The organism is Leptotrichia sp. oral taxon 417, from assembly GCF_013394865.1.
In the GTDB taxonomy this organism is placed as follows: domain Bacteria; phylum Fusobacteriota; class Fusobacteriia; order Fusobacteriales; family Leptotrichiaceae; genus Leptotrichia; species Leptotrichia wadei_A.
The window spans coordinates 554,619-580,169 of the sequence record NZ_JABXYV010000001.1 but is presented as its reverse complement, the minus strand read 5'-3'; the positions used below and the strand labels follow the sequence as shown (position 1 = coordinate 580,169).

The 25,551-nt window shown below is 30.6% G+C and carries 20 protein-coding genes and 4 tRNA genes; 2 read left to right on the top strand and 22 right to left on the bottom strand.

Features of this window, described 5'->3' with window-relative positions:
- Window positions 1-57: 57 nt before the first annotated feature.
- The 10 genes from HW276_RS02870 to HW276_RS02825 all read right to left on the bottom strand — a co-directional run bounded on the left by HW276_RS02870 (window position 58) and on the right by HW276_RS02825 (window position 9,393).
- The gene (locus tag HW276_RS02870) at window positions 58-777 is read right to left on the bottom strand and encodes an amino acid ABC transporter ATP-binding protein (protein ID WP_178937341.1); all 720 of its coding nucleotides are present in this window, start codon (window positions 775-777) and stop codon (window positions 58-60) included.
- Window positions 774-2,306: an ABC transporter substrate-binding protein/permease gene (locus HW276_RS11715; protein ID WP_178937340.1), complete on the bottom strand. Its 1,533-nt coding sequence runs from the start codon at window positions 2,304-2,306 to the stop codon at window positions 774-776. Before HW276_RS11715 ends, HW276_RS02870 begins: the two co-directional genes overlap by 4 nt.
- 499 nt (window positions 2,307-2,805) lie before the next feature.
- The gene (locus HW276_RS02860) at window positions 2,806-3,846 is read right to left on the bottom strand and encodes a 2,3-butanediol dehydrogenase (protein ID WP_026231251.1); all 1,041 of its coding nucleotides are present in this window, start codon (window positions 3,844-3,846) and stop codon (window positions 2,806-2,808) included.
- A gap of 500 nt (window positions 3,847-4,346) precedes the next feature.
- A tRNA-Arg gene (locus HW276_RS02855) sits at window positions 4,347-4,423 on the bottom strand.
- Window positions 4,424-4,458: 35 nt separating this feature from the next.
- Window positions 4,459-4,552: transfer RNA gene (locus tag HW276_RS02850), tRNA-Ser, on the bottom strand.
- A gap of 12 nt (window positions 4,553-4,564) precedes the next feature.
- Window positions 4,565-4,651, bottom strand: a tRNA-Ser gene (locus HW276_RS02845).
- A gap of 229 nt (window positions 4,652-4,880) precedes the next feature.
- Window positions 4,881-6,326 carry a TrkH family potassium uptake protein gene (locus HW276_RS02840; protein ID WP_178937339.1) on the bottom strand — a complete coding sequence of 482 codons (1,446 nt, stop codon included), beginning with the start codon at window positions 6,324-6,326 and terminating at the stop codon, window positions 4,881-4,883.
- Between the two features lie 116 nt (window positions 6,327-6,442).
- Window positions 6,443-7,795, bottom strand: a complete 1,353-nt coding sequence (gene trkA / locus HW276_RS02835; protein WP_178937338.1) for a Trk system potassium transporter TrkA — start codon at window positions 7,793-7,795, stop codon at window positions 6,443-6,445.
- 81 nt (window positions 7,796-7,876) lie between these two features.
- Window positions 7,877-8,854: a porphobilinogen synthase gene (hemB, locus tag HW276_RS02830; protein ID WP_178938509.1), complete on the bottom strand. Its 978-nt coding sequence runs from the start codon at window positions 8,852-8,854 to the stop codon at window positions 7,877-7,879.
- A gap of 68 nt (window positions 8,855-8,922) precedes the next feature.
- Window positions 8,923-9,393, bottom strand: a complete 471-nt coding sequence (locus tag HW276_RS02825) for a bifunctional precorrin-2 dehydrogenase/sirohydrochlorin ferrochelatase (RefSeq protein ID WP_178937337.1) — start codon at window positions 9,391-9,393, stop codon at window positions 8,923-8,925.
- 213 nt (window positions 9,394-9,606) lie between these two features.
- On the opposite strand from HW276_RS02825, the gene cobS reads away from it, so the two are divergent.
- Together cobS and HW276_RS02815 are read left to right on the top strand one after the other, a co-directional pair.
- The gene (gene cobS / locus HW276_RS02820; RefSeq protein WP_178937336.1) at window positions 9,607-10,374 is read left to right on the top strand and encodes an adenosylcobinamide-GDP ribazoletransferase; all 768 of its coding nucleotides are present in this window, start codon (window positions 9,607-9,609) and stop codon (window positions 10,372-10,374) included.
- 205 nt (window positions 10,375-10,579) lie between these two features.
- A complete protein-coding gene (locus tag HW276_RS02815; RefSeq protein WP_178937335.1) occupies window positions 10,580-11,188 on the top strand; it encodes a histidine phosphatase family protein in 609 nt (202 codons plus the stop codon).
- A gap of 402 nt (window positions 11,189-11,590) precedes the next feature.
- Here HW276_RS02815 and HW276_RS02810 read toward each other — a convergent pair whose 3' ends face one another.
- The 12 genes from HW276_RS02810 to HW276_RS02755 all read right to left on the bottom strand — a co-directional run bounded on the left by HW276_RS02810 (window position 11,591) and on the right by HW276_RS02755 (window position 25,542).
- Complete coding sequence (locus tag HW276_RS02810; protein ID WP_178937334.1) at window positions 11,591-13,975, bottom strand: autotransporter outer membrane beta-barrel domain-containing protein; 2,385 nt, start codon at window positions 13,973-13,975, stop codon at window positions 11,591-11,593.
- Between the two features lie 228 nt (window positions 13,976-14,203).
- Window positions 14,204-15,370, bottom strand: coding sequence for a nicotinate-nucleotide--dimethylbenzimidazole phosphoribosyltransferase (locus tag HW276_RS02805; protein ID WP_178937333.1), 1,167 nt, complete (start codon window positions 15,368-15,370; stop codon window positions 14,204-14,206).
- A 142-nt stretch (window positions 15,371-15,512) separates the two neighbouring features.
- Window positions 15,513-16,832: a glutamate-1-semialdehyde 2,1-aminomutase gene (hemL, locus tag HW276_RS02800; RefSeq protein ID WP_178938508.1), complete on the bottom strand. Its 1,320-nt coding sequence runs from the start codon at window positions 16,830-16,832 to the stop codon at window positions 15,513-15,515.
- 241 nt (window positions 16,833-17,073) lie between these two features.
- Window positions 17,074-17,148, bottom strand: a tRNA-Cys gene (locus HW276_RS02795).
- Between the two features lie 39 nt (window positions 17,149-17,187).
- Complete coding sequence (mnmA, locus tag HW276_RS02790) at window positions 17,188-18,273, bottom strand: tRNA 2-thiouridine(34) synthase MnmA (RefSeq protein ID WP_178937332.1); 1,086 nt, start codon at window positions 18,271-18,273, stop codon at window positions 17,188-17,190.
- A gap of 18 nt (window positions 18,274-18,291) precedes the next feature.
- Entirely contained in the window at window positions 18,292-18,684 is a 393-nt protein-coding gene (locus HW276_RS02785; protein WP_255460297.1) for a hypothetical protein, read from the bottom strand.
- Between the two features lie 29 nt (window positions 18,685-18,713).
- Window positions 18,714-19,961, bottom strand: a complete 1,248-nt coding sequence (locus tag HW276_RS02780) for an RNA-guided endonuclease TnpB family protein (protein WP_178937331.1) — start codon at window positions 19,959-19,961, stop codon at window positions 18,714-18,716.
- A 422-nt stretch (window positions 19,962-20,383) separates the two neighbouring features.
- The gene (locus tag HW276_RS02775) at window positions 20,384-20,500 is read right to left on the bottom strand and encodes a MarR family transcriptional regulator (RefSeq protein ID WP_082719398.1); all 117 of its coding nucleotides are present in this window, start codon (window positions 20,498-20,500) and stop codon (window positions 20,384-20,386) included.
- 35 nt (window positions 20,501-20,535) lie between these two features.
- Entirely contained in the window at window positions 20,536-21,078 is a 543-nt protein-coding gene (locus HW276_RS02770; protein ID WP_255460296.1) for a glycosyltransferase family A protein, read from the bottom strand.
- Window positions 21,079-21,113: 35 nt separating this feature from the next.
- Window positions 21,114-22,574, bottom strand: coding sequence for an oligosaccharide flippase family protein (locus HW276_RS02765; RefSeq protein ID WP_178937330.1), 1,461 nt, complete (start codon window positions 22,572-22,574; stop codon window positions 21,114-21,116).
- Window positions 22,575-22,742: 168 nt separating this feature from the next.
- Window positions 22,743-24,332 carry a glycoside hydrolase family 57 protein gene (locus HW276_RS02760; RefSeq protein WP_178937329.1) on the bottom strand — a complete coding sequence of 530 codons (1,590 nt, stop codon included), beginning with the start codon at window positions 24,330-24,332 and terminating at the stop codon, window positions 22,743-22,745.
- Between the two features lie 310 nt (window positions 24,333-24,642).
- Window positions 24,643-25,542: a diacylglycerol kinase family protein gene (locus HW276_RS02755; RefSeq protein WP_178937328.1), complete on the bottom strand. Its 900-nt coding sequence runs from the start codon at window positions 25,540-25,542 to the stop codon at window positions 24,643-24,645.
- Window positions 25,543-25,551 lie beyond the last annotated feature (9 nt).

Here is a 25,551-nt window from a genome sequence, read left to right as displayed (position 1 = left end):
TTGATTAAGAAGCAATATTAATAAAAAATAAACTAATATTTATATAATAACATGCTCTTACAACACTTTTAAAAAATTCTGAGTTCTCTCATTTTTTGGATTCAAAAACACTTCTTCAGGTTTTCCCTGCTCCACAATTTCACCGTCAGCCATAAAAATGACTCTGTCACAAACTTCCCTTGCAAATCCCATTTCATGCGTCACAACAATCATTGTCATTCCTTCTTTAGCCAAATCCTTCATAACTTTCAAAACTTCTCCAACCATTTCAGGATCTAATGCACTTGTTGGCTCATCAAACAGTAATGCTTCCGGTTTCATAGCGAGAGCTCTTGCAATTGCCACTCTTTGTTTTTGCCCACCAGACAAACTTGATGGATAAACATCAGCTTTGTCTAAAAGTCCAACTTTTTCAAGCAGTTCTTTTCCCAATTTTATAGCTTCTAGCTTTGTCACTTTTTTTAGCGTTACTGGAGCTAAAATTATATTTTGCAAAACTGTTAAATGTGGAAATAAATTAAAATTTTGAAAAACCATTCCAACTTTTTCACGAAATTTGTCAATGTTCAAATTTTTATCCGCAAGGTCAAATTCGTCCACGCAAATATGTCCGCCAGATAATTCTTCAAGCCCATTTATACATCTTAAAAATGTACTTTTCCCCGAACCTGACGGTCCAATCACACTTATCGCTTCCCCTTTTTCTACATAAAGGCTTATATCTTTTAAAACAACATTATCTCCATACTGTTTTTTCAAATTTTCTACTTTAATCATACTTTTAACTTATCCTCCACTTTCTTGAACAATTTAGACAATAATTTAATTACTATATAGTAAATTGCCGCAACTATAAGCATCGTTTCAAATGTTTTAAAATTAGTTTTATAAGCAACTTGCCCTTCTTTCATCAAATCTGCCACTCCAATTACAACTAATAAGGAAGTATCTTTTAGTGAACTTATAAACTGATTTAAAATGGCAGGAATCATATTTTTAATAGCCTGTGGCAAAATTACTTTGGTCATCGACTTGTTAAAAGAAAGCCCCAAACTTCTAGCCGCTTCCATTTGTCCTTTGTCAATCGCCTGTATTCCGCCTCTAAAAATTTCAGCTAAAAATGCTCCAGCATTTAATGCAATTATAATTATTCCAGAAACTTCAGGAGACAACATTCCTGGCTCACTGCTCAAATGAAATATCAGTTTTAAAAGTTTTGGAAGTAATGGCACAACTCCGAAATAAAAGAATATTGTCTGAACCATAAGTGGCGTTCCTCTTATTAAATCAATATATTCTTTTCCTAAAAATTGCGAAATTTTTATCATTTTCGAGTGAAAACCTTTTTTATCTGTTGGTACAAAATTTAAATATCCTATCCCTAAACCAATCAATGTTGCAAAAAACAACGAAACAACTGTGATATAAATAGTAACTGCAAGTCCTCTTAAAAATTTTAGTCCGTAACCAGTCAAAATTCCCTTGTAGGAATCAATAACTCCAGCAATTCCGCCTTTTTCCACAGTTTTTCCACCTTTAGTGTATCTATCCACAATTTTTTGATATTCGCCATTTTGTCTTAAAGTCTTCAAACCTTTATTAAACTCTTCCAGCAACTCTTTGTGAGTCCCCTTTTTTACCATAAATCCATTTCCAACATTTGTCAACTTTCCAGTTCCAACTTTTAACTGCGTATCTGGATCTTGATTCAAAGTATATAAAACTACTGGCAAATCTTCAAATCCCGCATCAGCCTGTTTATTTTCAACCGCCTTTAACATTGAAACTGTATCATCATAAATTCTTACTTCAGATTTTCCCTTCAAATTTTCTTGAACATATCTTTCCCCCGCAGTTCCACTTTTAACCGCAAGTCTTTTTCCAACTAAATCTTTTCCAGTTTTTATCGTATTATTATCTTTATGAACTATCGCAACAATTCCTGTATCATAATACGGATCAGAAAAATCAACAACCTTTTTTCTCTCCTCGGTAATATTCGCTCCCGCAATCGCACCATCAATTTGTCCAGATTCCATCGCAGGAATAATTCCTCCAAAATCCATCGGCTGAATTTCCACTTCAAATCCTTGAGTTTTCGCCACCGCCTTCATCAAATCCACATCAATTCCCTTATCCACATTGTTCTCCTTAAAAGAAAACGGCGGATAAATCAAATCTACTGCAATAATATATTTTTTACCTGTCTTTGCATTTGGATTTTTCACTTCTTTTTTTCCACAAGCTGTAAAAAATATTAAAATTGTCAATACTAGCGACACTAAAACTAATGTCCTCTTTCTCATTTTTCCTCCTAACTCTCAAATTAAAATTTTTTCTAAAAATAATCAAATTTTTTTTCAATGCGTAAATTTTACTACAAAAAAAATATATTGTCAAAGAAAATAAAATTATATATTTTTATACTAGATATGTTCGATAACCTAAGTTTTTTTATCTATACAAGGGGTCAAGACCCCTTGCTTCAAAATATTTATTTTATTAAATTCTAAGTTTGTATAGTTATCGAACAGGTCTACTAAATCATATAAAAAATAGAACTTATATCCAATTTATTAATAACAGGAAAATTTTAAGCTACTATTAAATAGGAATTTAAAATATTTCTATTATTTAAACAAAAAAATCTGCTTTCCCTAATTTAGAAATTCTAAAAAATAAAAGCAGATTTATCTAATATTAATCTATATTTAAAAATAAAAAATTAATTTTATCAATATCAAGGAAAATAAAATTTCCCGCTAAACATTATTTATTTAAGTATAATTTGAGATTATTATCAAATTATTTTGGAGATACTAAAATCTTAACTTGGCTTTTTTCTTTAACTAATGCTTCAAACCCTTCATTTACAATATCTTCCAATTTAATTCTCTTTGTCACTAATAAATCTTTTGAGAAATATCCTTGTTTCATTAATTCCAATGTTTTAGGAAATACATCACGATATGCGATAACTCCTTTTATTGTTCTTTCTTGAATTACCACTTCATTAGGCTGAATTGATGCTTCTGTTTCCCAGATGCTTACAACCATTAACTCTCCATCTTTTTCCGCAGCTTCAAGTGACTGCTGCAATACAGCAGGAACTCCTGTCACTTCATAAGAAACATTTACTCCTCCATTTGTTCTTTCTTTTATAAATTCAACTGAATTTACTTTTGCAGGATCTACAATAATTGCTCCCAGTTTTTTAGCGATTTCCTGTCTTTCAGGTGAAACTTCCACAGCATAAATTTCTGTTGCTCCAGAAGCTCTTAAAGCATCAATAATAAGAAGCCCAATTGGTCCGCATCCAAATACCGCTGCTGTATCTCCTGTGTTAAATTTACTTTGTCTGACAGCATAAACTGCCACTGCCGCAGGTTCAGTTAATGCTCCTTGTTCATAATCAATTTCATCTGGCAATTTATGAGCCTGATCCTCATTTACAACTACAAATTCAGAAAAACCTCCTCCTCCACCTGCAAGTCCAACAAAATTCAAGTTTGGATCCAAATTATATTTCCCAATTAATCCATTTTTTGCCAAAATAGGCTCAACTGTAACTCTATCTCCAACTTTGAATTTAGTAACTCCGCTTCCGATCTCTATAATTTCTCCACAAAATTCATGTCCCATTGTAATTGGCGCTTTTTCTCCCGTATAAGGATGCGGTTCATTTGCAGGAATAAAAATCGGTCCCCCTAGATATTCATGTAAATCACTTCCACAAATTCCTGCATATTTTACTGCAATTTTTACTTGTTTTTCCTTTCTTATTTCTGGAATTTCAACTTCTTCTACTCTTACATCTTTTCTATTATGCCATCTCGCCGCTTTCATTGTTGCCAACTTATTCCCTCCTATGCTTAAGTTATTTGTAAAAGTCTAAAATCTCCAATAATTACAATACTTTTACACTTGTAATTCTTACTATTTTTCTCTGACATTTTTGATATAAAATTTTAATATTTCAGGTTAAAATACTGTATTTTTTGAGTTTTTATATTATTACTTTTACAATCACCTATTATACTATTTTAGACTTTAATAGTATACCCTATTTTTTTTCAAAATCAATATGTACTTACAATTTTTTTCATCTAAATATTTTAATAACAAAGTAATTTAAATAAAATATTATTTTATATCATTTTCTAATAAGAGGTCTTGATCCCTTGCTAAACAGCATGTAATTTATAATAAATCTGCTATTTAAATGGGAAATAGTATCAAACTCTATTACAAAAAAAATGAAGAGTTTTAAAAACGTCCCCAAAATGTCCCCAAAGGTATTTTTAAATCTCTTCAAACTATGTAAATACTGTATTATTTTTATAAAATGGCGCACCTGACAGGAGTTGAACCCATAGCCTTCTGATCCGTAGTCAGACGCTCTATCCAATTGAGCTACAGATGCATGTATATTTTTTCCATTCTTTTATTAAAAAAAAATGGCGGAGAAGGAGGGATTTGAACCCTCGATCCAAGTTTTAGCCCGGATACTCCCTTAGCAGGGGAGCGCATTCGGCCTCTCTGCCACTTCTCCAAAATTATTTAATGGCGGGTGAACTGGGATTCGAACCCAGACATCTTGCGATTTCGCCGGTTTTCAAGACCGGTCCCTTAGCCGTTCGGACATCCACCCGTAAACTACTTAATTAGTATAACATACATTGTTATTATTTGTCAATAACTTTTTTAAATTTTTCTAAAAGTTATATAAAAAGCATATATAATTAAGATCAAATCTAGAATAGAATAATTATTTTACTTAACAAGGGGCACCAAAACCCCTTGCTTTACACAATATATTAATTATACTTCCTATTTAAATATGCTCGTTTTTCAGGCATTCTAATATGAATTAACTTTATCTATTTCAATTTCCAAGTTGTTGGCGAAAATAATATTAACATTGGAAAAATTTCTAATCTTCCTGCCAACATTCCAAAACTTAAAATCACTTTTGAAAAATTGCTTAATTCGGCAAAGCTAAATGCTGGTCCAACTTTTCCCAATCCAGGCCCAATATTGTTAAATGTAGCGGCTACAGCACTAAAAGCTGTCATAAAGTCATCTGTAGAATAGGAAACCATTAGCAATATTCCTCCAAAGACTAACGAATAAACTAAAAAGTATACTGCAATGCTCTTTTGCATTTTCATATTTACAGGCTTGTCATCATATTTTATTGTAACTACACGATTTGGGCTTATCATTTGAATTATTTCTGCAAAATAGATTTTTACCATTAAAACGACTCTTGATATTTTTAATCCTCCAGCCGTAGATCCCGCACACGCTCCAAAAAACATTAAAATTAACAGTATAACTTGCGAAAATAATGGCCATTTTCCAAAATCAGCTGTGGAATATCCTGTTGTCGTAATAACTGACGAAACCGAGAAAAATACATCTCTTATACAATGTAAAATCGAATCATAACTTTTGCAGATATTTAGAACTATTAGGACAATCGCTCCAAATACAATTAACAAATAATATTTTAATTCTTCATTTTTAAATACATCTTTTATCTTTCCAATTAAAATAAAATAATAAATGTTAAAGTTTACTCCAAACACTATCATTCCAATTCCAAGCACCACTTCAATGTAAGGGCTATTATACGGTAAAATGCTTCCATTTCTTGCTCCAAATCCACCCGTTCCAGCTGTACCAAATGCCAGAAGCGAAGATTCAAATAAATCAAGTCCTCCAAACATTAGTAAAATTATTAAAACAATTGTCATAACAATGTAAATTTTGTAAAGCATTCTGGCAGTTGTTGACAATTTTGAAACTAATTTTCCAAATGTCGGTCCAGGAACTTCAGCCTTCATTACGTGAACCGATGTTGCAGAACTTGGAAAAATTGCAAGTGCCAATACCAGAACTCCCATTCCACCCACAAAATGGGTAAAACTTCGCCAAAATAAATTAGAATGGCTGATTTTGCTAAGATCTGTTATTATACTTGATCCAGTTGTCGTAAATCCACTTACAATTTCAAAAAAAGCATCAACAAACGACGGTATTTCCTTTGTAAATACAAACGGTAATGCCCCAAATATAGACATCAGAATCCAAGACAGCGACACGATTATATATCCTTCTCTTCCTTGAATCCGCTGATTTTCAGGAATTTTTGCTGAAAGCAGGAATCCAATTGCCAAAAGAAGAATAATTACAGATCCATAGGCAATTTTATACTTTGCGCTTTCATTATATAAAAAACTTATAATCAAAGGCAAAACCATTAATCCAGCTTCAAGTATAAGTATCTTTCCGGTTATAAAACCTATCATTTTTTTATTCATTTTTACTCCTTAAATTCAATATGCACAATAAGAGTTTATAAAATAATATTTCCCAATTTTTAATTTTAATTCAGTTCAATTATTAGTGCATATTTAAATTTCTCCAAAATTAAATTTTATTCTAAAATATCATCAAAATCTTCGATGGAAGATGCTGTTATAACAATCATCACACTATCACTACTTTTTATTACATCATTTCCTCCTGGGAAAATCATCTTTTCATTTCTCAATATGCTTGCAATCAATATTCCTTTTTTTATTTTTAGATCTTTTAGCGGAATATCAATAGCATTACTATTTTCATTAATTTCAAATGTAATGAATTCCACTTGATTCTCAAGCCTGTATAAGAAGCTCATTGTAGAACCACGCATATTAGCCTTTGATCTTACAACGCTTATTATCATATCTGAAATAACCTTTTTAGGCACAACTGCAGATGTTCTTGTATTTTTTTCAAGCATAGGAATCAGTAATGTTCTGCTCATTTTCGTAATCAATTTAGAATTTGTTATGGAATTTACAAACATTGTAATTACTGCATTTTCCTCATCACTATCTGTAAGAATTGCAGTTGCATCATAATTACTTATTCTTTCCTGCATTAAAAATTCCTGGTCAGCTTCATCCCCTCTTATGACAATCGCCTTAGGATAAGCCTCACTCAGCTTTTCTGCCCGTTCTTTGTTATTTTCAATAACTTTTACCTTAATTCTATTTTCCAGCAATTTTCCAATCAAATAGTGGGAAATTGTTCCTCCGCCGACAAGCAATGCAGAATCAATTTTTAAATTGCTTTTTTCAATTTTATCGTAAAATTTATGTACTGCCTCCTTTGATCCTGCAATATGGACAATATCCCCTTCTAAGATAGTAAAATCTCCACTTGGAATAAATACATCTTCACCTCTTCTTACAGTACAAATAATCACTTTATCCTTTGAACTGAATTCGAGTTCTTTTAACTGCATTCCATTTAAAAAATTATCTTTTTGAACTCTTATTGAAATAAATCCAGCTCTTTGACCAAAAAAGTTTTCTACACTTAAAGCGACTGGAAACATTAATTTATTTGCAATACTTTTAGCAGTTTCCTGTTCAGGATTTATCATAAGCGAAATTCCAAGCCCTTCCCTTACAAACTGCATATTTGAACTATATTCAGGATTTCTCACTCTTGCTATTGTAAATTTTGTTCCAAGTTTTTTTGCTATAATAGAAGAAATTATATTTAACTCATCTGATTCTGTTGCCGCAATAAAAATATCAGCCGTATCTGTCCCCGCTTCCAACAAAGTTTCATAAGAAGCCCCATTTCCAACAAGTCCTGTTATATCATAAGTTTCCACAAGTCTATTTAATATTTTCTCTACCTTCTCAATTAGAATAACATCATTTCCTTCTGCCGAAAGTTCACTGCAAAGCGACTCTCCAACAACACCAGCTCCCGCTATAACTATTTTCATATTTTTTTCTCTTTCTTTATAAAATTTTTATTTATTTTTTTATATAATATATTTGATAAATTATTTTTTATTTTATTACCTTCATTTTAAAAAATCTTGAATATATTTTGCAACTTCCTTTGCATAATAAGTAATAATCGCATCTGCTCCTGCCCGTTTCATAGCATACATTTGCTCTATCACAATTTTCATTTCATCAATCCAGCCATTTTGAGCCGCAGCCTTTACCATCGAATATTCCCCAGAAACACTGTAAGCCACAATTGGAACTTCAAAAGTATCACTTACTTTTTTTATTACATCAAGATATGCCATCGCAGGCTTTACAATTATAATATCCGCTCCTTGCCGTAAATCTTCGGCAACTTCATCTATTGCATCCTTTGAATATTGAAAGTTCATCTGATAGGACTTTCTATCGCCAAATTGTGGCGCCGAATCTGCCGCATCTCTGAAAGGTCCATAAAATGCAGATGAATATTTTACAGAATATGCCATTATTGGAATATTTTCAAAATGATTTTGAGCCAAAACTTCTGAAATTTTTTCCACACGTCCATCCATCATATCCGATGGAGCCACAATGTCAACTCCTGCCCTCGCATAAGAAAGTGCCGTTTTTCCCAAAACTTCCAAAGTTTCATCATTTTTAACACAGCCGTTTTCATCAAGTATCCCGCAATGTCCGTGATCCGTGTATTCACAACAGCAAATATCGCAAATCACAAGAAAATTATCATAATTTTTCTTAATAAATCTAACTGCATTTTGAATAATTCCATTTTCATTATATGCTTCCGTAGCACAAGCATCCTTTTTTTCAGGAATACCAAAAAGCAAAATCGAATTTATTCCTAATTTTACAAGTTCATCCAATTCTTCCGAAAGTCTATCAATTGAATATCTAAAAATTCCAGGCATCGATGGAATTTCACTTTTAATATTTTCACCTTCCTCAACAAAAATCGGATAAATCAAATCATCCTTTGAAATATAGACATTCTTTACAAGATTTCTAATAACTTCATTTTTTCTCAGTTTTCTATGTCTTTTAAACATTTTTACTTCACCTTTTTTCATTTCCTCTATTTATAATTTAAAATCAGATTATTCAACAATCTATTTTTTTATTTTTCAATTCTATCCAAAATCTTTTGAATCTCGCTTTTCATAGCACGTGAACGTCTGCAATTTTTCCCGCTCGTAGAAACTGCAATTTGAAACTCATCATTTTTTACAATTCCTCCAAACATCACATTCATCTTAGTTTTTGAAGATACATTATTAATCAGTATTCCTTTAGAATCACAAATTTCAGCCACATTTTCATTCAATTCCTCATTATCCGTAGCTGCAATAACTAAAAAATACTCTTTTACAAGTTTTTCAATCTCATCTTTATCATTTTCAATTTTTCTATTATTCTCTATTCTCAAGTTTTCCAGTTCCAGCAACTTCTCTTCTGCAATATTTTCCGCAATAACCGTAATATCAGCCTCATATTCCATAATTTTGCTAATCTTTTTAAATGCAACTTTTCCGCCGCCAATAACCAAAACTTTTTTATCTTTTAAATTTACAAATAATGGAAACCACATATTTTAATACTCCTTCTGTTTTTTATTTGATGACAATAGAATAACATATTATAAAAAGAAAAACAAGCGATTTAAAACATAATATTTTTTTTCACTATTTTTTTACAAAAAAACAAAAATAACGTGATTTTTTTATATAAAAATGATAAAATAAATCTATTTGATAACTACGAAAATAAACAAAAAAATCTAAAAAATAAAAATGGAGATATTATGAAGTACATAAAAAATTTTTTTGAACAATTTATCATTCTCATTCAATTTATGACACGAATCCCAATACCGCTAAAAATCAGCTACAGCGAAAAAAAATTTGGAAAATCAATAAAATTTTTCCCTTTAGTCGGCTTAATCATCGGCTTAATTTTATATTTTGCAAATTTTTTAATTATAGTCTATTTAAAAAATATTTTTTATAACAAAACAATAATTGCCATATTTTTAATAATTTTAGAAATCCTGATTGTAGGAATAATCCATATTGATGGGCTTGCTGATACTTTTGATGGACTATTCAGCTACGCAAAAAAAGAAAAAATGCTAGAAATTATGAAAGACTCAAGAATCGGAACAAATGGAGCGGTTGTTTTAATTTTATATTTTATCACAAAAACTGTCCTAATCTCTGAAATAATCACAACAAACCCCAAATATCTCATAATCTTTCCGATTATTGCCAGACTTTCAACCCCAGTAAATGCTGGACTTTCTAACTATGCCCGAAAATCTGGAATGAGTAATGCCATAATTTCTGAAAATGGCATCTTTGAAGCGATTTTTTCACTTGCTCTATCAATTATTCTAGTTTTTTATATAATTGACATAAAAGGAATTATTACTATATTCATTGCATTTATATTTATAATTATTTTTATGTTAAATGTACGAAAAAAAATTGATGGAATAACTGGCGATACAATGGGAGCTTGCCTTGAACTTACTTCAATTCTAGTTTTATTTTTAGGAATTGTTTTACGATAAAATACAGTAAAAAAATAATTGATAATTGTAAAAATAATAAGACAAAAACTCAATAAATATAGTGTTTTTTTCTAAAAATATCAAAATTTCATTGCAAAAACACTGAAGAAAAATAATAAAAATTAGAACTATAAAAGCATTATAACTATTAGAAAATTTAGACTTTTACAAATAACTATAAAAAATAAAGAAAGGAAAAAATAAAATGACAGAAATTTTATTTATACGCCACGGCGAAACAGATTATAATAAACAAAATTTATATTACGGACATTTGAATCCAGGTTTGAATGAAACTGGAATTAATCAGTTAAAAAATACAAAAAAGAAACTTGAAGAAATGAATGAAAAAATCGACATAGTTTTTTCAAGCGACTTGAAAAGATGTAGACAAAGCCTTGAATTACTTGAACTTGATGAAAATATTAAAAAATATTTTTCAGAAGAGTTAAGAGAACTTAATTTTGGAGATATTGAAGGAAAAAGTTATGATAAAATTAGAAAAGAATTTCCGTATTATATTGATGAAATGAAAAATAATTGGAAATATTTTAGAACAAAAGGAGGAGAAAGCCTTGATGATTTACAAAAACGAATTATAAAAAAAATTGATGAAATAAAAGAAAAATATCAAAATAAAAAAATTCTTATTGTAGCTCATGCTGGTGTCATTCAAACTGCAATTAGTTATTATTTATTTAATAATTTAGATGGATATTGGAAATTTAAGCTGGATAATGGGAGTATTACGAAGATGGTTGTGACAGATGATGGGTTTATTTATTTTGATTATATAAACCATAAGCCGCAATAGTGAACTACTCCCACTTGTAGAAGAAGGAGACTTCTTGCTGTCTGTTGTTAAAAATCATATAAACTTAGGATTTGAGTAAAATAGTCACAGTTTTGGAATTTATACTAAACCCCATTTGAATAACGAATATGTTGTAAATCTTTTTAGCAGATTAAACCTGATATTTATTTTCAAATAATTAAAATAAATATTCGCTTTTTAAATGGGGAATAGTATTAGTTTTAAATCAGTTTTACTACATTTGTCATCAGTCAATAAATTTGTTATGGATATTATTTAATAAGGGGCCTTGACCCCTTAAAGCAAACAAAATATCTTCTCTATTTTTCAAACAGGATTTGACATAAATATTTTTACTGTGCCATAATTAACAAAAAAATCAATCAAATTTTAAAATTTTCACTAAAAAGTATGCTTAAATCCAATTGTTCCTTTGTATCCTGAACGATTTGAATTATTGAAAGAGTGTTCATATCTTGTATCAACGTAAAGATTACTTTTTTGTCCTAAAGGAGCTTGAGCACCTAGTCCAATTTCTCCCCAAGTTGTACCAATTTTTTCAGTTATTTTGTCTGAACCAATGTTTGTGTACTTGCTATCGTATTTTGTGAAGTCGTGCCACACGTTTGCGACTGCGTAATACGAGTTTGTTCTACTATTACCATTGTCACCATTGTATGCTAATCTTACGCCAGCTCTTCCACGAAGTCCGTTTCTGTTATCTTGGTTGACATTTCTTAATCCGTCATTAAACGATTTTGTATTCAGATATTGGTAAATTAATTGAGCTTGCGGTTCAACTGACCAATTCCCATTTTTTGAGATATTGAAAGATTTTCCAGCTTCTCCTGAAAGTAATAATCCAAAGCCGTTTTGTTTTGCATTGTAATCATCTCTTGAATTATATTTGTTTTGTAAATAAGAAACTTGTCCTACTAAATCGTAATACGAACCTTTTGGAGTATATTTAGTTTTTGTAATTCCTAATGAAATACTTTCAGATTTTCCTTTTCCTGTATACTTGCTATCAGAAATTTTTCCATTTTCAGCACGGTATTCATCAAAAAAGTCCGTATTTGCTCTGTTATACGAAATATATCCACCTAGCAAATGATCATTTCCATTTTTATCCTTATTAATTTTAAAATCGTGTCCAATTTGTACCCCGTAAAGATTTCCTTCATACTGGAATCTGTCTGTTCCATTTTCATTTAATCCGCTTCCATAAATTCTTGTCCAAATTTGCCCTTTATCAGCTGACATATTTTCTAAATCAAGAATTCTATTTTCCCCTCTTCTTTCATGTAAAGTTCCAATAATTGAGTATCCCATTTCCATATTAACTTTTGGCATCAATACATATGCAGAAACAGGTTGTGCCATAATGTAAATTGGACGGCTAGAACCAGAAGATCCACCAGTTGTTCCCCCAATTATTCCAGCAGTTGCCCCAGAACTTTCAAGTGGCGAGATTGTCCAGTAATATTCCCAAATTCCATTAACTTGTCTACTAGTAAGCTGTGCTTCAGCTACTCCAGCTGTTCTTGCAGTTCCAATAAATGTAGTTGGTGTAGAATTTCCAGCTACTTTTATAACTGGGACACTATTTAATCTTGTAGAAAGTTGCTGAATAGTTCCATCTATAACATTGTAATCTTCTTCCTCTTCAAAAGAAGAAGGAGAGACTCTAGTACTTCCTGATGCATTTCCAGTGATGTAGACTAAATCTGATTCAGAATTTTCTCCATTTTCTCCTCCTGGAGCATTCCAAAGAGTATTCATTATTATGTTTCCATTATTTCCATGATAATTTCCTTCAATTGTGAAAACATCTTTGTAAGAACCATTGTAAAGATCTATTTCTCCTGCATTTGTCAATGTCCCATCATTGTTAATTCCGTCAGAAGTTAATTTTAAAGTGTATTTATCAGTTTCTCCATCAGCTTCTGTTGGATAAAAAGATACCATTAATCCAGCATCTTTATCAATATTTAAATTATTTATTGTTGCTGTTGTTGAATTATTTGAACTACTTTTACTAAATGCCCACATAGAATTCCCCTTTAAATTAACATTTAAAACAGATTTCCCTTCTTTGTGCATTAGTCCGTCTAAATTAAAATCTGTTGCATTAACGGTTAATTCTGAATATTTATTATTTGAAATATCTCCTTCTACTTCTACTAACCAATTTTTAATTTCCGAAATGCCACTTACTAAAAAACCATCACTATCTAAATGACCAATTAGATTAAGTTCAGCTCCTTTAATATTATAACCATTTCTAGCTTCTACTGTTATCAAAGGTTTATCTATAAAGTTTGTACTAGAAACACTTATATTATTTAGTGTTATTTTTGGATTTATCCCATTAACAAAATTTCCTGAGGCATCAGTTATCGAATAACGAATAGCTGCTTCATCACTATTAAAATTTGTTGATTTCGAAGAATTTGTTCCTGTTCCTTCAAATGAAGAATTTGCACCAGAAATTGTTAATAATGTTCTTGCTGTAAAAGGTGTTGTAGCCGTTGTTGAAAAAACTTCTTCATCTCCTGTAAAAGTAAGTTTTTTACCATCAACTTTAAAAATGTTTCTAGTACCACCAGAAATATTAACTTCTCTATCTCCTGTACTAGAATTTACAATATATTCACCATTAGCATTTGGAGCTATAGGTGTTGCCACCGAAAGTCCACCTGTCATCAAAAATGTGATTAGAAGTGCTTTTGTGTACTTTTGTTTCTTTTTTAGAATTTTCTTTAAAAATCTTTCTATTTCTTTCATAATTGTCTCCTTTGTTGCTTTTTTTTTTTTTTTGAAAATTTAATTATATTATACCATTTTTTTTAGTTTCTGTCAAAAAAATATAAAATTATAAATCAGCAACTCTCTGATGAAATATTACAAAAAATTTTATTATAAACATAAATTAAATTTTAACAAAAGATAGCAAGAAGTCTCCGGCTTCTACAAGCGGGAGTAGTTCACTATAGCAAAAGTACCTAAATATTTCTAAACATCAGGATATTCCCTCACAACCTTCGTAATATTACAAGCACCTTCAATCACAGGAAACATCATAACCGCCCCAGTTCCTTCCCCCAATTTCATATTCATAAAAAGCATCGGCTCTAAATTCAGTTCCTTCATAATATATTTCATTCCTGGCTCTTCACTTAAATGTGAAGCAATCATAAATTCTCTGGAAACTGGGCAGATTTTGTAGGCAATAAGAGCGGAAACAGCGGAAATAAAGCCGTCTATCACAACAGGAACACGATTTTTAGCACATCCTAAATAAGTTCCAGCCATTCCGGCAATATCCAATCCTCCAACTTTAGCCAGCACATTTATTATGCTTTTTTGAGATTCTTCTGTTTTAAAGTTTTCAAAATTTATTTTACTTTCAAAATCCATATTTCCTTGTTCTTTTCTAATCTTCTTTTTTCCTTTAGCATTTTTACTTTTTTCAAAAAAATCCAGCAAACCATTTACTTGAATTGCCTTTTTTATAACATTTTTTTTATGTCCCAAAGTTTTATCATCAATTCCGCTCCCATAGCCAACAATCTCATCTATCGGCAAATCCGTAAGAACCTTCAAAATCGCACTGCTAGTTGTAGTGTTCCCAATCCCCATTTCTCCAGTTGCAAACAAATTATATCCATCCTTCACAAATTTATCAACCATCTCAATTCCAGTTTCAATCGCTTTCACAGCCTGTTCATAAGTCATTGCGGCTTCTTTTGAAATATTATTAGTTCCAAATTCCATAATTTTTTTATCAATAATCCCTTTGAAATTTATCTTATTTTTAATATCCGAACTTTTATCAATTCCCAAATCTACTACTTTAATATCCGCATTGTAAATCATCCCAAGAGCATTAATCGATGATTTTCCATTTAACATTGCTTCCACAACATATTGTGTTATCACTCTTTTAGATTTACTTACCTTTTCCCGTTCTACTCCATTATCAGCCGCCATAACAAGCACCATCTTTTTATCAGGCTTATAATTTTTGTCAATTCCTTCCAGCCGAATTGCCAATTTTTCGAGCTTTCCCAGTCCTTTGGGAGTTTTTAACAAGGAATTTAGTTCTTTTTCCTTTTCTTCCATTCTATTTTTATCTAGCGGTTTTATTTTTTTTATTGTATCAAATAATAATTTCCCCATTTATTATTCCTCTATTCGCAATTTTATTATTTAGAAATGCTAACAATAAGTATTTTTCAACAAGGTATCAAACCCTCTTGCCATAAAATATATTTTCTATTTTTCAAAATTATAAGTTTATACAATTTTTAATAATTCAATTTTAAATATGTTTGGGTATAGTTCCAGACTTTTTAGCAATTTTTTCAAAAGTTTTTTCCACACCAGCTAATATTTTCTCCATATCCTCATCATTATGAATATAAGAAACAAAATGCGCTTCATATTTTGAAGGTGGCACAATCACACCATTTTCTAGCATTGTGTTAAAATATATGCTGTAAAACTCACTATTTGTATTCATTGCATCTTCCAAAGTTTTTACTTTTTCCTTTGCAAAAAATATTGTGAAAAGGCTTCCAAAATAATTTACAGTTGCTGGAATGTCATATTTTTTTATTAATTCATTAATTTTATTTACTAGATTTTCTGTTTTTTTGTTTATATTTTCATAAATTTCAGGATTTTCCTTTAAAATTGAAATAGTTTCTATTCCAGCTGCAACTGAAATTGGATTTCCAGAAAGCGTTCCAGCGTGATAAACATTTCCGACAGGCGAAATCAAGTCCATAATTTCCTTTTTTCCTCCAAAACCGCCAACTGGATAGCCTCCGCCAATAATTTTCCCTAAAATGATCAAATCAGGTGTAATTCCAAATATTTTCTGAGCTCCTCCCAACGAAACTCTAAATCCTGAAATTACCTCATCAAAAATCAGCACAATATTTTCCTTTTGTGTAATTTCACGCACTTTTTCCAAATATTCCTTTTCTGTTTCAATAAGTCCCATATTTGCAGGAATCGGCTCAATAATCACACATGCAATATCCTTATTATTTTCCAAAGTTTCCTTTAATTTTTCAAAATCCCCAAAAGGCAATGTTATTGTATCCTTCACAACGCCTTCAGTAATTCCGTTACTATCCTGATGCTCAAAAGTCAAAAGCCCTGATCCAGCCTTAACTAACAGCGAATCCGAGTGTCCGTGATAACATCCTTCAAACTTTATAATCTTATTTTTACCAGTAAATGCACGAGCAAGTCTCACACTAGCCATAGCCGCTTCTGTTCCGGAAGTAGTCAATCTCAACTTTTCAATCGAAGGAAAACAGCTTTTCACAAGCTCTGCCAATTCCACTTCCTTTTTCGTAGGCAGCCCAAACGAAGTCCCATTTTCAAGTTCTCTTTTCACAACTTCCAAAACTTGCGGATAATTATGTCCCAAAATCATCGGACCCCAAGATCCAATCATATCCACATATTCATTCCCATCTTCATCATAAAGTTTACTTCCATTTCCACTTTTAATAAAAATCGGATACTCCTTATCAACAGACTGAAATGCCCTAACTGGACTATTTACTCCACCAGGTATTGATTCCTTTGCTTTCTTGTAAATTTTTTTTGAATTATCTGTATTCATTTTCATTTTCCTCTTTTCTTTATTTCATTTTTGCTTTATTTTACTTAATTTAGACAAAATTACTTTTGAATATATTTTATCATATTTATTTTATTTTGGAAATATTATACTATTTTGGACAGACTAAAAATATTTTACTTCGTTCTATCTTTTATTTAAATAATTCATTTTTAAAACAAAAAAAAATAACTACACAAAGTAGTTATCAATATAATTATAATTATTATTGGTAATTTATTAATGGAGGCGACAACCAGATTCGAACTGGTGTACAAGGTTTTGCAGACCTCTGCCTAAGCCACTCGACCATGTCGCCACTTGACTTTTATAAGTTTATCATACTTTTAGATTTTTGTCAAATATTTTTTATTTCTCCTCCACCAACAATCTCATTTTCCAAATAAAATACAATATGCTGCCCTTCAGAATTTTCATGAGTTTTTTCATCAAATTCAAAAATTAGTTTATTTTTATTTTTTTCATTTTCTAAGATTTTTAGTTTCCCAGCCAATCCTTTTGAAGAAAATCTTGGACGTGCAGTTAATTGTTTTCCAGTTATATTTTTCAAATCACAATGAAATTTATAATTTATCACTTCAATTTCCTTTACCAGCAATTCTTCAAAATCCCCTACGACAACTTCATTTGTTTCAGGTCTAAGTTCCAGCACAAAAAATGGCTTTCCCAAATTAAGCCCCAGTCCATGCCGCTGTCCAACCGTGTAAAACTGGTAACCTATATGCTCTCCAATGACTTTCCCGTTTTTATCTACAAAGTTCCCCTTTTTCACGTCATCTCCAAGCACTTTTTTCAAAAATGGAATATATCCGTTTGGAGCAAAGCAGATTCCTTGGCTATCTGGCTTATTGTGTGTATGAATTCCATTTTGTCTGGCAATTTCACGAACTTCTGACTTTTTGTATTCTGAAAGCGGAAATAAAAATCGCTCCACTACTTCCTTATCCAGCCGATAAAGCATGTAAGTCTGATCTTTTCTGTTATTTTTATCCCACAAAAGCATGTTATTTTGGCTAACTTTTGAATAATGCCCTGTTGAAATATGCTTTATTCCCATTTTATCAGCAAATTCCACAAGTTTTCTTATTTTCACCTTTTCATCGCAAATCACACAAGGCGACGGCGTTTTTCCTGCATTATACATTTCCACAAAATATTCCATCACATCTTTTTTAAACTCTTCCACAACATTTAAGACATAATGCGGAATTCCTAAAGTGTAGCAAGTATATCTCGCATCATTTATATCATCCAGAGAACAGCATGTTTTTCCTGGATTTTCCGAAAGTTCATCAGGCAAATGCTTTAACGTGACTCCGATTACTTCATATCCCTGCTGCTTTAACAAAAGAGCGGCAACGGAACTGTCTATTCCACCGCTCATTCCAACAACAACTTTTTTGTCATCTAATTTTTTATCCATTTTTTATTTTTATTTCTCCTATTTTTTACAACTTAACTTTTTCCACATAAATTCCCCAACTGGAATTGCAAATATTAAAAATAATTTATTTTTGCTTTCTTGAAATATTTTTCTAAATTTATAACCAGCCACTTTGCAAAATTTGTAATAAACAGCATTATTTAAAATTTTCTGCTTAAAAGTCAACTTTTGAGAATTTATTTCATTGTGATAAAGTGCCTGCCCTTTCGGATTTTTCAAAAGTAAATTATTATATTTCGCAGTCAGCCCATCTTCCTGATATTCCTTTATCTCAATTTTCTCATTTACGTAAACCATTTTATATTTCTCGCAAATTCTATTATAAACAACAGCTTCCGTACTGAACCTCCCACGACTAAAGTCGCAGGGTTCTAAAATCTTTAAAAACATTTAAAAATTTTCTAAGAAGTTTGATAGCTTTACACTACCCTTATTCTTTTAGGTGTGTTCAGCTCACCTCTATTGTATAGGACACTTAAGTCCACAACTTTACTTTTTCTTAATATATTTAATGCTCCATTACAATCTGCATTTATGAGTTTACCTGTGCTTGTTTGATATAGTCCTCTTTTTATTCTTTTTCCACTGAATATATATTTTTGCGAATTTTCTTTATCATATATTGGAATTTCATCTCTATCAAAGAAACTTGCTTTTGATGTATAACTCTCTTCTTGCAGTTTAAATTCTATTCCATATAGTTTACATAGATATATTAATTTATCTCTTAATTTCCCATATGGTATATTTACAAAGTTCTGATTATTTATACTTCCAATATTTGAATTTCTTTGAAAATCTTCATTATATCCTACAACTAGTTTTCCTATATCATTATTAAGACAATAATTTACAATTATTCTTGCTGCTTTTGAAAGATAATCATTTATACGATTATTTCTCTTTCTAACTATTCTTTTTTGCCTTAATGTTATATGCTCTATCTTTTGCTTATCTTTAATGCTTTGCAATTTTGCATTTATCTTGTTATAGTATTGATTTATTGATTTTAATTTTCTACCATCTATTATGAATGAAGTTCCAGTATTTGTAACACAAGTACAAAGATTATTTATACCTAAATCAATTCCTAGTGCATTGTTTTTATTTAATTCCCTTTGAACTTCTTCCACTTCATAAGTATATTGAATTTCAAAGTACCTAGAATGTTGTTTTGGTATTATTCTAATCTCTTTTATTTTCTTGTTTTTTAATACTGGTGGTAGCTTTATTGCGATTTCCTTATGTATCTTTCTAAATGAATTTGAATAAGGAACTATCAGAATATCATCTTTTAATCTTACAAAACCTATAACAAGAGTTGTAAAACCATCTTTAGCAAGATATTTAGGTAATTTTATATCTTTAAAATTATATTGACCATTCTTAGCAAGTTTTAAAAGTCCAAAAAATGATTTGAAACTTCCATCTACTTCTTTTAGAATTTGTTGAGCCATATTAGAATTTAATTTCTTATAATTTTCACTATTTTTAAGCATTTTATAGTTTTCATTATAACTTAAATACTTTTTATTTTGAAAATAGTGTTGTCTAACATTATATATAGCTTCATTAGTTAAGTTCTTGGCTATATGAGATAAATATTTTAAATTCCTAAACTCCTTTTTACTAAGATGTTTTACTTGTTGTTTTAATGTTAAATACATATATAATCACCTCCTTTTCATCAGAGATATTATACCATATATTCTACATTTTATCTGTCAAAAAAGTAATATTTTTTATTTATTTTTAAATATTTTTAAAGTTTTTAAAACCCCACAACAGTGGGAAGTCGTTCACATAAGTGCGCTACTACTTATGCAGTTCTCTTATGAACTTCTTGTTATCTCTAACAAGCACAGACTATATCTTATCCATAGCACATAATGTACCTTAGGCGAAACCACTTCCAATACCTATCGCTTGTATTGTACTCCCCTCACGAGGGATAGTCGTTGAACTTTCCTTTTCAGGCTTAGTTGCTGATTGTCTATTATCTTAGCACTTAGGATTTAACCTTACACCATCTAGTATATTTTTTCTGCTTTCGCCACCATCACACTTATACCATGTTTTCACTTAGATATTATGTTGTGGTTATACTAGCTTTAAGAGTTCCCAGCAATTCAGTTTCTTTGTTGCACGGTTTTGCTCCGTGTCTACATACAAGTTTCCCTATATGCTTACTAAAATTTTTGTGCAATTCATCTCACGACTAAAGTCGCGAGTGTTCTTGCACTATTTAATAAACTTCTCATCTTCAAAAACTGGAAATTTATATTTTTTTATAATTTCAGTTCTGAACATAAGCCCCTTATCGCCTTTAACCCCATATTTATTATAAATTTCAAATTGTGTCGAAATCATTTCCTTTTCTGGAAAACTAGAGCCGATAATTTCTCCGTTTGGATAAGTCGACAAGTATCCCATTCCAGCAATATCGGAATTCTTCTCATATTTTTTCCAATATTTCAAAATAATTTCAAGCCCATTTTCCACATATTCATCATCTGAATCAAGACAAATAAAAAGTTCCCCATTCGCCTTTTCTGTCGCAAAGTTATAAGCCCTCTGCTTACCGCCATTTTCCTTAAAATAATATTTTATTTCCAACTTTTTTTCACTCAAAAACTCTTCCACTTTCTCTTTAGTCCCATCAGTAGAGCCATCATCCACAATAAGCCATTCAAAGTCTTTAAAAGTCTGCTTTTGAAGCGATTTATACAATTTTTTAAGCAGTTCCTTTCGATTAAAAGTCGGTGTAAAAACTGTAAATTTCATTTTCTAATTCCCCTTATTTTCCAAAAATTTAAAATTTATCGTTTCATAATTTTTCTTTTTATTCCATTCACAAGATTTGTAATCTTAGCCAAAACTTCCTTATTTACAAGTAATTTTGTAACTATTGCCAAATATACTATTTTAAAGCCAAATTTTACTATTGAAAGCTGATCATTTGACAAGTAAAATATAATAGGATTTACAATAATTATAAAATACAGAAATAATTTTTTGTAATTAAATGAAATCTTGTATTTTTTTCTTATAATCATCATTTCCATTATCGCCCTAAACAAAAAGGCAAGCAATGTAGTCCATGCCGCAATAATCGGACCAATTTCAGGAAACTTCGGTATAAATATTATATTTCCAGCTAAATTAAATATCATTGCAAACATTGTAAAATAAAAAATGTATATGCTATCTTCGTGAAAATGGAAAAAATAATCTAGGCAAAATAATGCCTGTATTACAATTCCAGCCAAAATTAATGGCATATAATTAATTGCCTGATAATAACTTTTTGGAAATATCAATTTTATCCCTTCTGGAGCAAATAATTGGGCAATTACACAGGCAAAGGAAATAATCGCAATAAAATTTTCTACACTTCTCGTTATCGTTGGATTTGTCTTATCCTCCTTCATCGCCTCATAAAACTCCGGTGTCCAGCTATTCACAAAAGAGCCTGTAACAACCGACAAAACCCTTCCTCCAGTAAAGGCAAGCGTATATCCCCCAACTACTGCAAGAGAAACAAATTTTGCCAAAACAAGCCTGTCACTTAAATTTACAACTTGGTCTGTAAGTTCAATAAAAATAAGTGGCAATCCATTTCGCAGCGAATATTTCACATAATCAAAATTCAGCTTAAATCTAAATTTTCCAAAATAATCTTTAAAATAAAATAAAAAGACTACAAGCAATGCAACTAAGTTTGCAAACTGATTCCCAAAAACTCCCCATTTCAAATATTTTATAAAATAAATTGCAAGAATATAAGTTGTAAAAAGACTTATAACACTCCCTATCGCCACTTTCATATACATTCTCTTCATTCTGAACAAAGTTGTTGAAAGATTATTAAAAGCATTCGCTGTGGCAATTAAAATACTGACAATTATCAAGGGATAGTAGCTTACTTTGCTTAAATCCACAATGTATGAAAACAGTTTTTGAGCCATTGGCGTAAATAAAAAAACATACGTTAAAATATTAAAAACAACTATTATCAAAGTTGAAGAAAACATATAGCTTCCAAACTCATCTTCACTTTCCTTCAAATCCACATATTTTTTCATCTGAGCATTATATAGCCCTAATCCCAAAATCACCGTAAACAACGAAGTAATCGGAGCTAATGTTCCTACAATCCCAAATTCCTCCTGTGTCAGCAATCTCGTTATTATCGGCAAAAAAACAAATGAACCCATTTTTGTAACTAAATTCATAAGAGAATAAACCATTGTACCCTTTAATAAATTTTTATTATCCATCTTTCCCCATTTCCATTTTTTATACTAAATTTTATTTAAAAAATAAATTATCAGATACATTTTATACTAATTTACCTTTAAAATCAAATAAAATATTTATTTTTTCCAGTTAATTTAAAAAGGAATGTCAAAAAACACTCCTTAAATTTATTATTTTTTACATTAAAACTATAGCCAGTCAGTTCTATAAACTCTATAATCCACTTCTGGGAAAATATTATCTCTGCTTTCAATTTCTCTTAACCAGCTTTCATCCAAGTTGCCATTCTTGTAATCTTCATAAATTTTGAATAATCTATGAATGTGGTCACTTATTTTCTTGTGAGCATAACCAACCATTGTTCCAGTATACATTATAAATTCCCAGCAAGAAGTTTGTGCCATCAACAATTCTCTTGCAGCTTGGTTTAATGCTCTGTATTCCAATTCGTTGTAAGGTTCTCTTCCATTTGCCAGTTCTATCATCTTTTGTGCAGCTTTATGTAAATGTCTGTACGCATAGTCATTTGAACCATCTATCCAAACATCGTAATAACCGTTTGCTCCCCAGCTTGACATACTTACGTCAACTATTTGGTTTGTAGGGTATTTTTGTAAATATTTGTATGGTGTTATTGTAGAAAAATCAGATTCAGCTATTGCTCTGAATACCCATTCTAGGAATATAGGCCCTTCATACCACCAGTGTCCATATAATTCAGCATCATAAGGTGACACTACGATAGGTTTTCTATATTTCATTTTTGAAGCAAGATATTCAATCTGTTTTGAACGATTGAATACAAAGTTATAAGCATGTTCTTTTGCTCTATCTGCTGCTGCCTGCGGATTATAAACTGCTTTATAAGTTCCTTTCTTATCTGTTATTGCATGATATTTTATTCCTATGTTTCTTCTTACTCCATCACTGTGCAAGTAAGGTTTTACAAGTTCATAGTCTAGTTCATATCCTGCATCCTTATGGAATTCACGGTAAAGTCCATCTCCTGGATATCCTGATTCAGAACTCCAAACTTGTTCTGATGATTCCAAATCTCTGGCAAATGCAGCTACATAATTTTTAGTGTAAACTGGCGAATAAATACCATAAACTGGACGTGGATCACTATGCATAATTCCATGCGCATCAACTAGGAAGTATCTTATTCCGTGTTTTTCCAAGAACTTATCTTGTCCTGGATAATAGGCACATTCAGCTAGCCAAATTCCCTTCGGATCTCTTCCAAAATTTTTAACATAATCTTTTTTTGCCATAAGCACTTGAGCGTTTACTGCTTCAGGATAGTCTTTCATAACTGGTAAAAATCCATGTGTCGCTGTAACTGGAATGATTTCTAAGTTACCCTGATCTTGAAATTTTCTAAATGCCCCCACTAAATCTTTGTTGTACTTTTCTTCAAATACTTGTCTTGCTCTAGTATTGAACCATAAATTATGTTTTGCAACATTTAGCATGTCAGGATATGGACTTAGTCTTTCCACTTCATTTTCACAGAATTCAACTAATTTATTCATATGACGAAGATATCTTTCACGCAATAAACCATCATTTAGCATATTTACAAGCGTTCCAGACATTGTAATAGTTATATTCCAAGGAATGTTATCTCTTGTTAAATTTTCAAACATTTCAAGTAAAGGGATATACGTTTCCGTAATCGCTTCATATAACCAATCTTCTTCTAAAAATTCTTCATACTCTGGATGTCTTACATACGGCAAGTGTGCATGTAAAACAAGACTAAAATATCCATTCATAATTTTTCCTCCATACCTTTCTAAATTTTTTATATACTATAACTATACCATATTTTTGTAAAAATTCAAAACATTTTTATAAAAAATTTATTAAAAATTTAAATTTTCTTTTTTTATCATAATTTGACATTTCATATTTTAATTTTTACCCTTGCAACAAATTTATACAAAAAAAGTCCTATTCAACTGAACTACTCCCGCTTTTAGAAGCGAGAGCTTCTTGGGTTAAAGAATAAAGCCCTTTTCTCGCATTTTTAATTTTACACTAACCTGAACAGGTTTTTTTATTTAAAATTATTATATCATTTTTTTAGCAAAAAATTTTTAATTTTCCGCTAATAAACTCAATTTTTACATCCATATTTTCTCCTTCTTCTCCATCAATGCTTACGTTAATTTCTTCGGAAACTTTTTTTATTTCACATTTTTTGGCTTGTAAAGTTCGGATATAATCATTATTTGTCAGATTGCTGTTCATTAAGTCGATTAGAATTTTTGGAATATCCATCGGATTATCAATGTTTTTTACAATTAGAATATCCATAAATCCGTCATTCATACTGGCTTCATCAATTACATTTTCAAATCCGCCAACACTTTTTCCATTCAGAATTGCATATAAAATAGCCTTTTCCTTAATTGTTTTATTCCCATCCAGCACAATATCCAAGTCAAAAGTCTTTATATTTGTAAGTTCTCCAAGTCCATTCATGTAATAGGCAATTTTTCCAAACGTTTTTTTCAATGTCTTGTCTGTATTGTAGGAAATTTTAGTAAACAGTCCGCCAGCATACGATGACAAGAATACCGTTTTTCCATTAATTAACCCAAAATCAATATTTTTAGCACTTTTATCTGTAATTTTCTCTATCCAGTTTTCAATATTTTCTTCAAATTTCAATGCTTTTGCAAAGTCGTTTGATGTTCCTGTCGGAAATATTGCAACTTCTGGAAATTCAATATTTCTAGAATAAAGTTCACTTAAACAACGGCTTAACGTTCCATCTCCGCCTGATAAAATCAGAATATCGTATTTTTCATTTTTTAAAATTTCTGTAAATAGGTCATAACCCTTATTTATACTATAAAGTGTCAATGTAATCCCTTTTTCCAGCAGTTTTGTCGTGATTAAATCAAAATTGCTTAAAATCATATTGGCATTTCCAGATTTTGGATTGTAAACCAAAATAGCCTTTTTTAATTTTTTCATACATTTTCT

Excerpts from the sequence above, each read along its gene's own strand:
- cobS (WP_178937336.1), top strand. The coding sequence starts at position 9,607 with ATGAAGTACATAAAAAATTTTTTTGAACAATTTATCATTCTCATTCAA.
- HW276_RS02805 (WP_178937333.1), bottom strand. The coding sequence starts at position 15,370 with ATGGGGAAATTATTATTTGATACAATAAAAAAAATAAAACCGCTAGAT.
- trkA (WP_178937338.1), bottom strand. The coding sequence starts at position 7,795 with ATGAAAATAGTTATAGCGGGAGCTGGTGTTGTTGGAGAGTCGCTTTGC.
- HW276_RS02780 (WP_178937331.1), bottom strand. The coding sequence starts at position 19,961 with ATGTATTTAACATTAAAACAACAAGTAAAACATCTTAGTAAAAAGGAG.
- hemL (WP_178938508.1), bottom strand. The coding sequence starts at position 16,832 with ATGAATACAGATAATTCAAAAAAAATTTACAAGAAAGCAAAGGAATCA.
- HW276_RS02765 (WP_178937330.1), bottom strand. The coding sequence starts at position 22,574 with ATGGATAATAAAAATTTATTAAAGGGTACAATGGTTTATTCTCTTATG.
- HW276_RS02760 (WP_178937329.1), bottom strand. The coding sequence starts at position 24,332 with ATGAATGGATATTTTAGTCTTGTTTTACATGCACACTTGCCGTATGTA.
- hemB (WP_178938509.1), bottom strand. The coding sequence starts at position 8,854 with ATGTTTAAAAGACATAGAAAACTGAGAAAAAATGAAGTTATTAGAAAT.
- HW276_RS11715 (WP_178937340.1), bottom strand. The coding sequence starts at position 2,306 with ATGAGAAAGAGGACATTAGTTTTAGTGTCGCTAGTATTGACAATTTTA.
- HW276_RS02785 (WP_255460297.1), bottom strand. The coding sequence starts at position 18,684 with ATGTTTTTAAAGATTTTAGAACCCTGCGACTTTAGTCGTGGGAGGTTC.
- HW276_RS02755 (WP_178937328.1), bottom strand. The coding sequence starts at position 25,542 with ATGAAAAAATTAAAAAAGGCTATTTTGGTTTACAATCCAAAATCTGGA.
- HW276_RS02770 (WP_255460296.1), bottom strand. The coding sequence starts at position 21,078 with ATGAAATTTACAGTTTTTACACCGACTTTTAATCGAAAGGAACTGCTT.
- HW276_RS02870 (WP_178937341.1), bottom strand. The coding sequence starts at position 777 with ATGATTAAAGTAGAAAATTTGAAAAAACAGTATGGAGATAATGTTGTT.
- HW276_RS02840 (WP_178937339.1), bottom strand. The coding sequence starts at position 6,326 with ATGAATAAAAAAATGATAGGTTTTATAACCGGAAAGATACTTATACTT.
- HW276_RS02825 (WP_178937337.1), bottom strand. The coding sequence starts at position 9,393 with ATGTGGTTTCCATTATTTGTAAATTTAAAAGATAAAAAAGTTTTGGTT.
- HW276_RS02810 (WP_178937334.1), bottom strand. The coding sequence starts at position 13,975 with ATGAAAGAAATAGAAAGATTTTTAAAGAAAATTCTAAAAAAGAAACAA.
- HW276_RS02860 (WP_026231251.1), bottom strand. The coding sequence starts at position 3,846 with ATGAAAGCGGCGAGATGGCATAATAGAAAAGATGTAAGAGTAGAAGAA.
- HW276_RS02815 (WP_178937335.1), top strand. The coding sequence starts at position 10,580 with ATGACAGAAATTTTATTTATACGCCACGGCGAAACAGATTATAATAAA.
- mnmA (WP_178937332.1), bottom strand. The coding sequence starts at position 18,273 with ATGGATAAAAAATTAGATGACAAAAAAGTTGTTGTTGGAATGAGCGGT.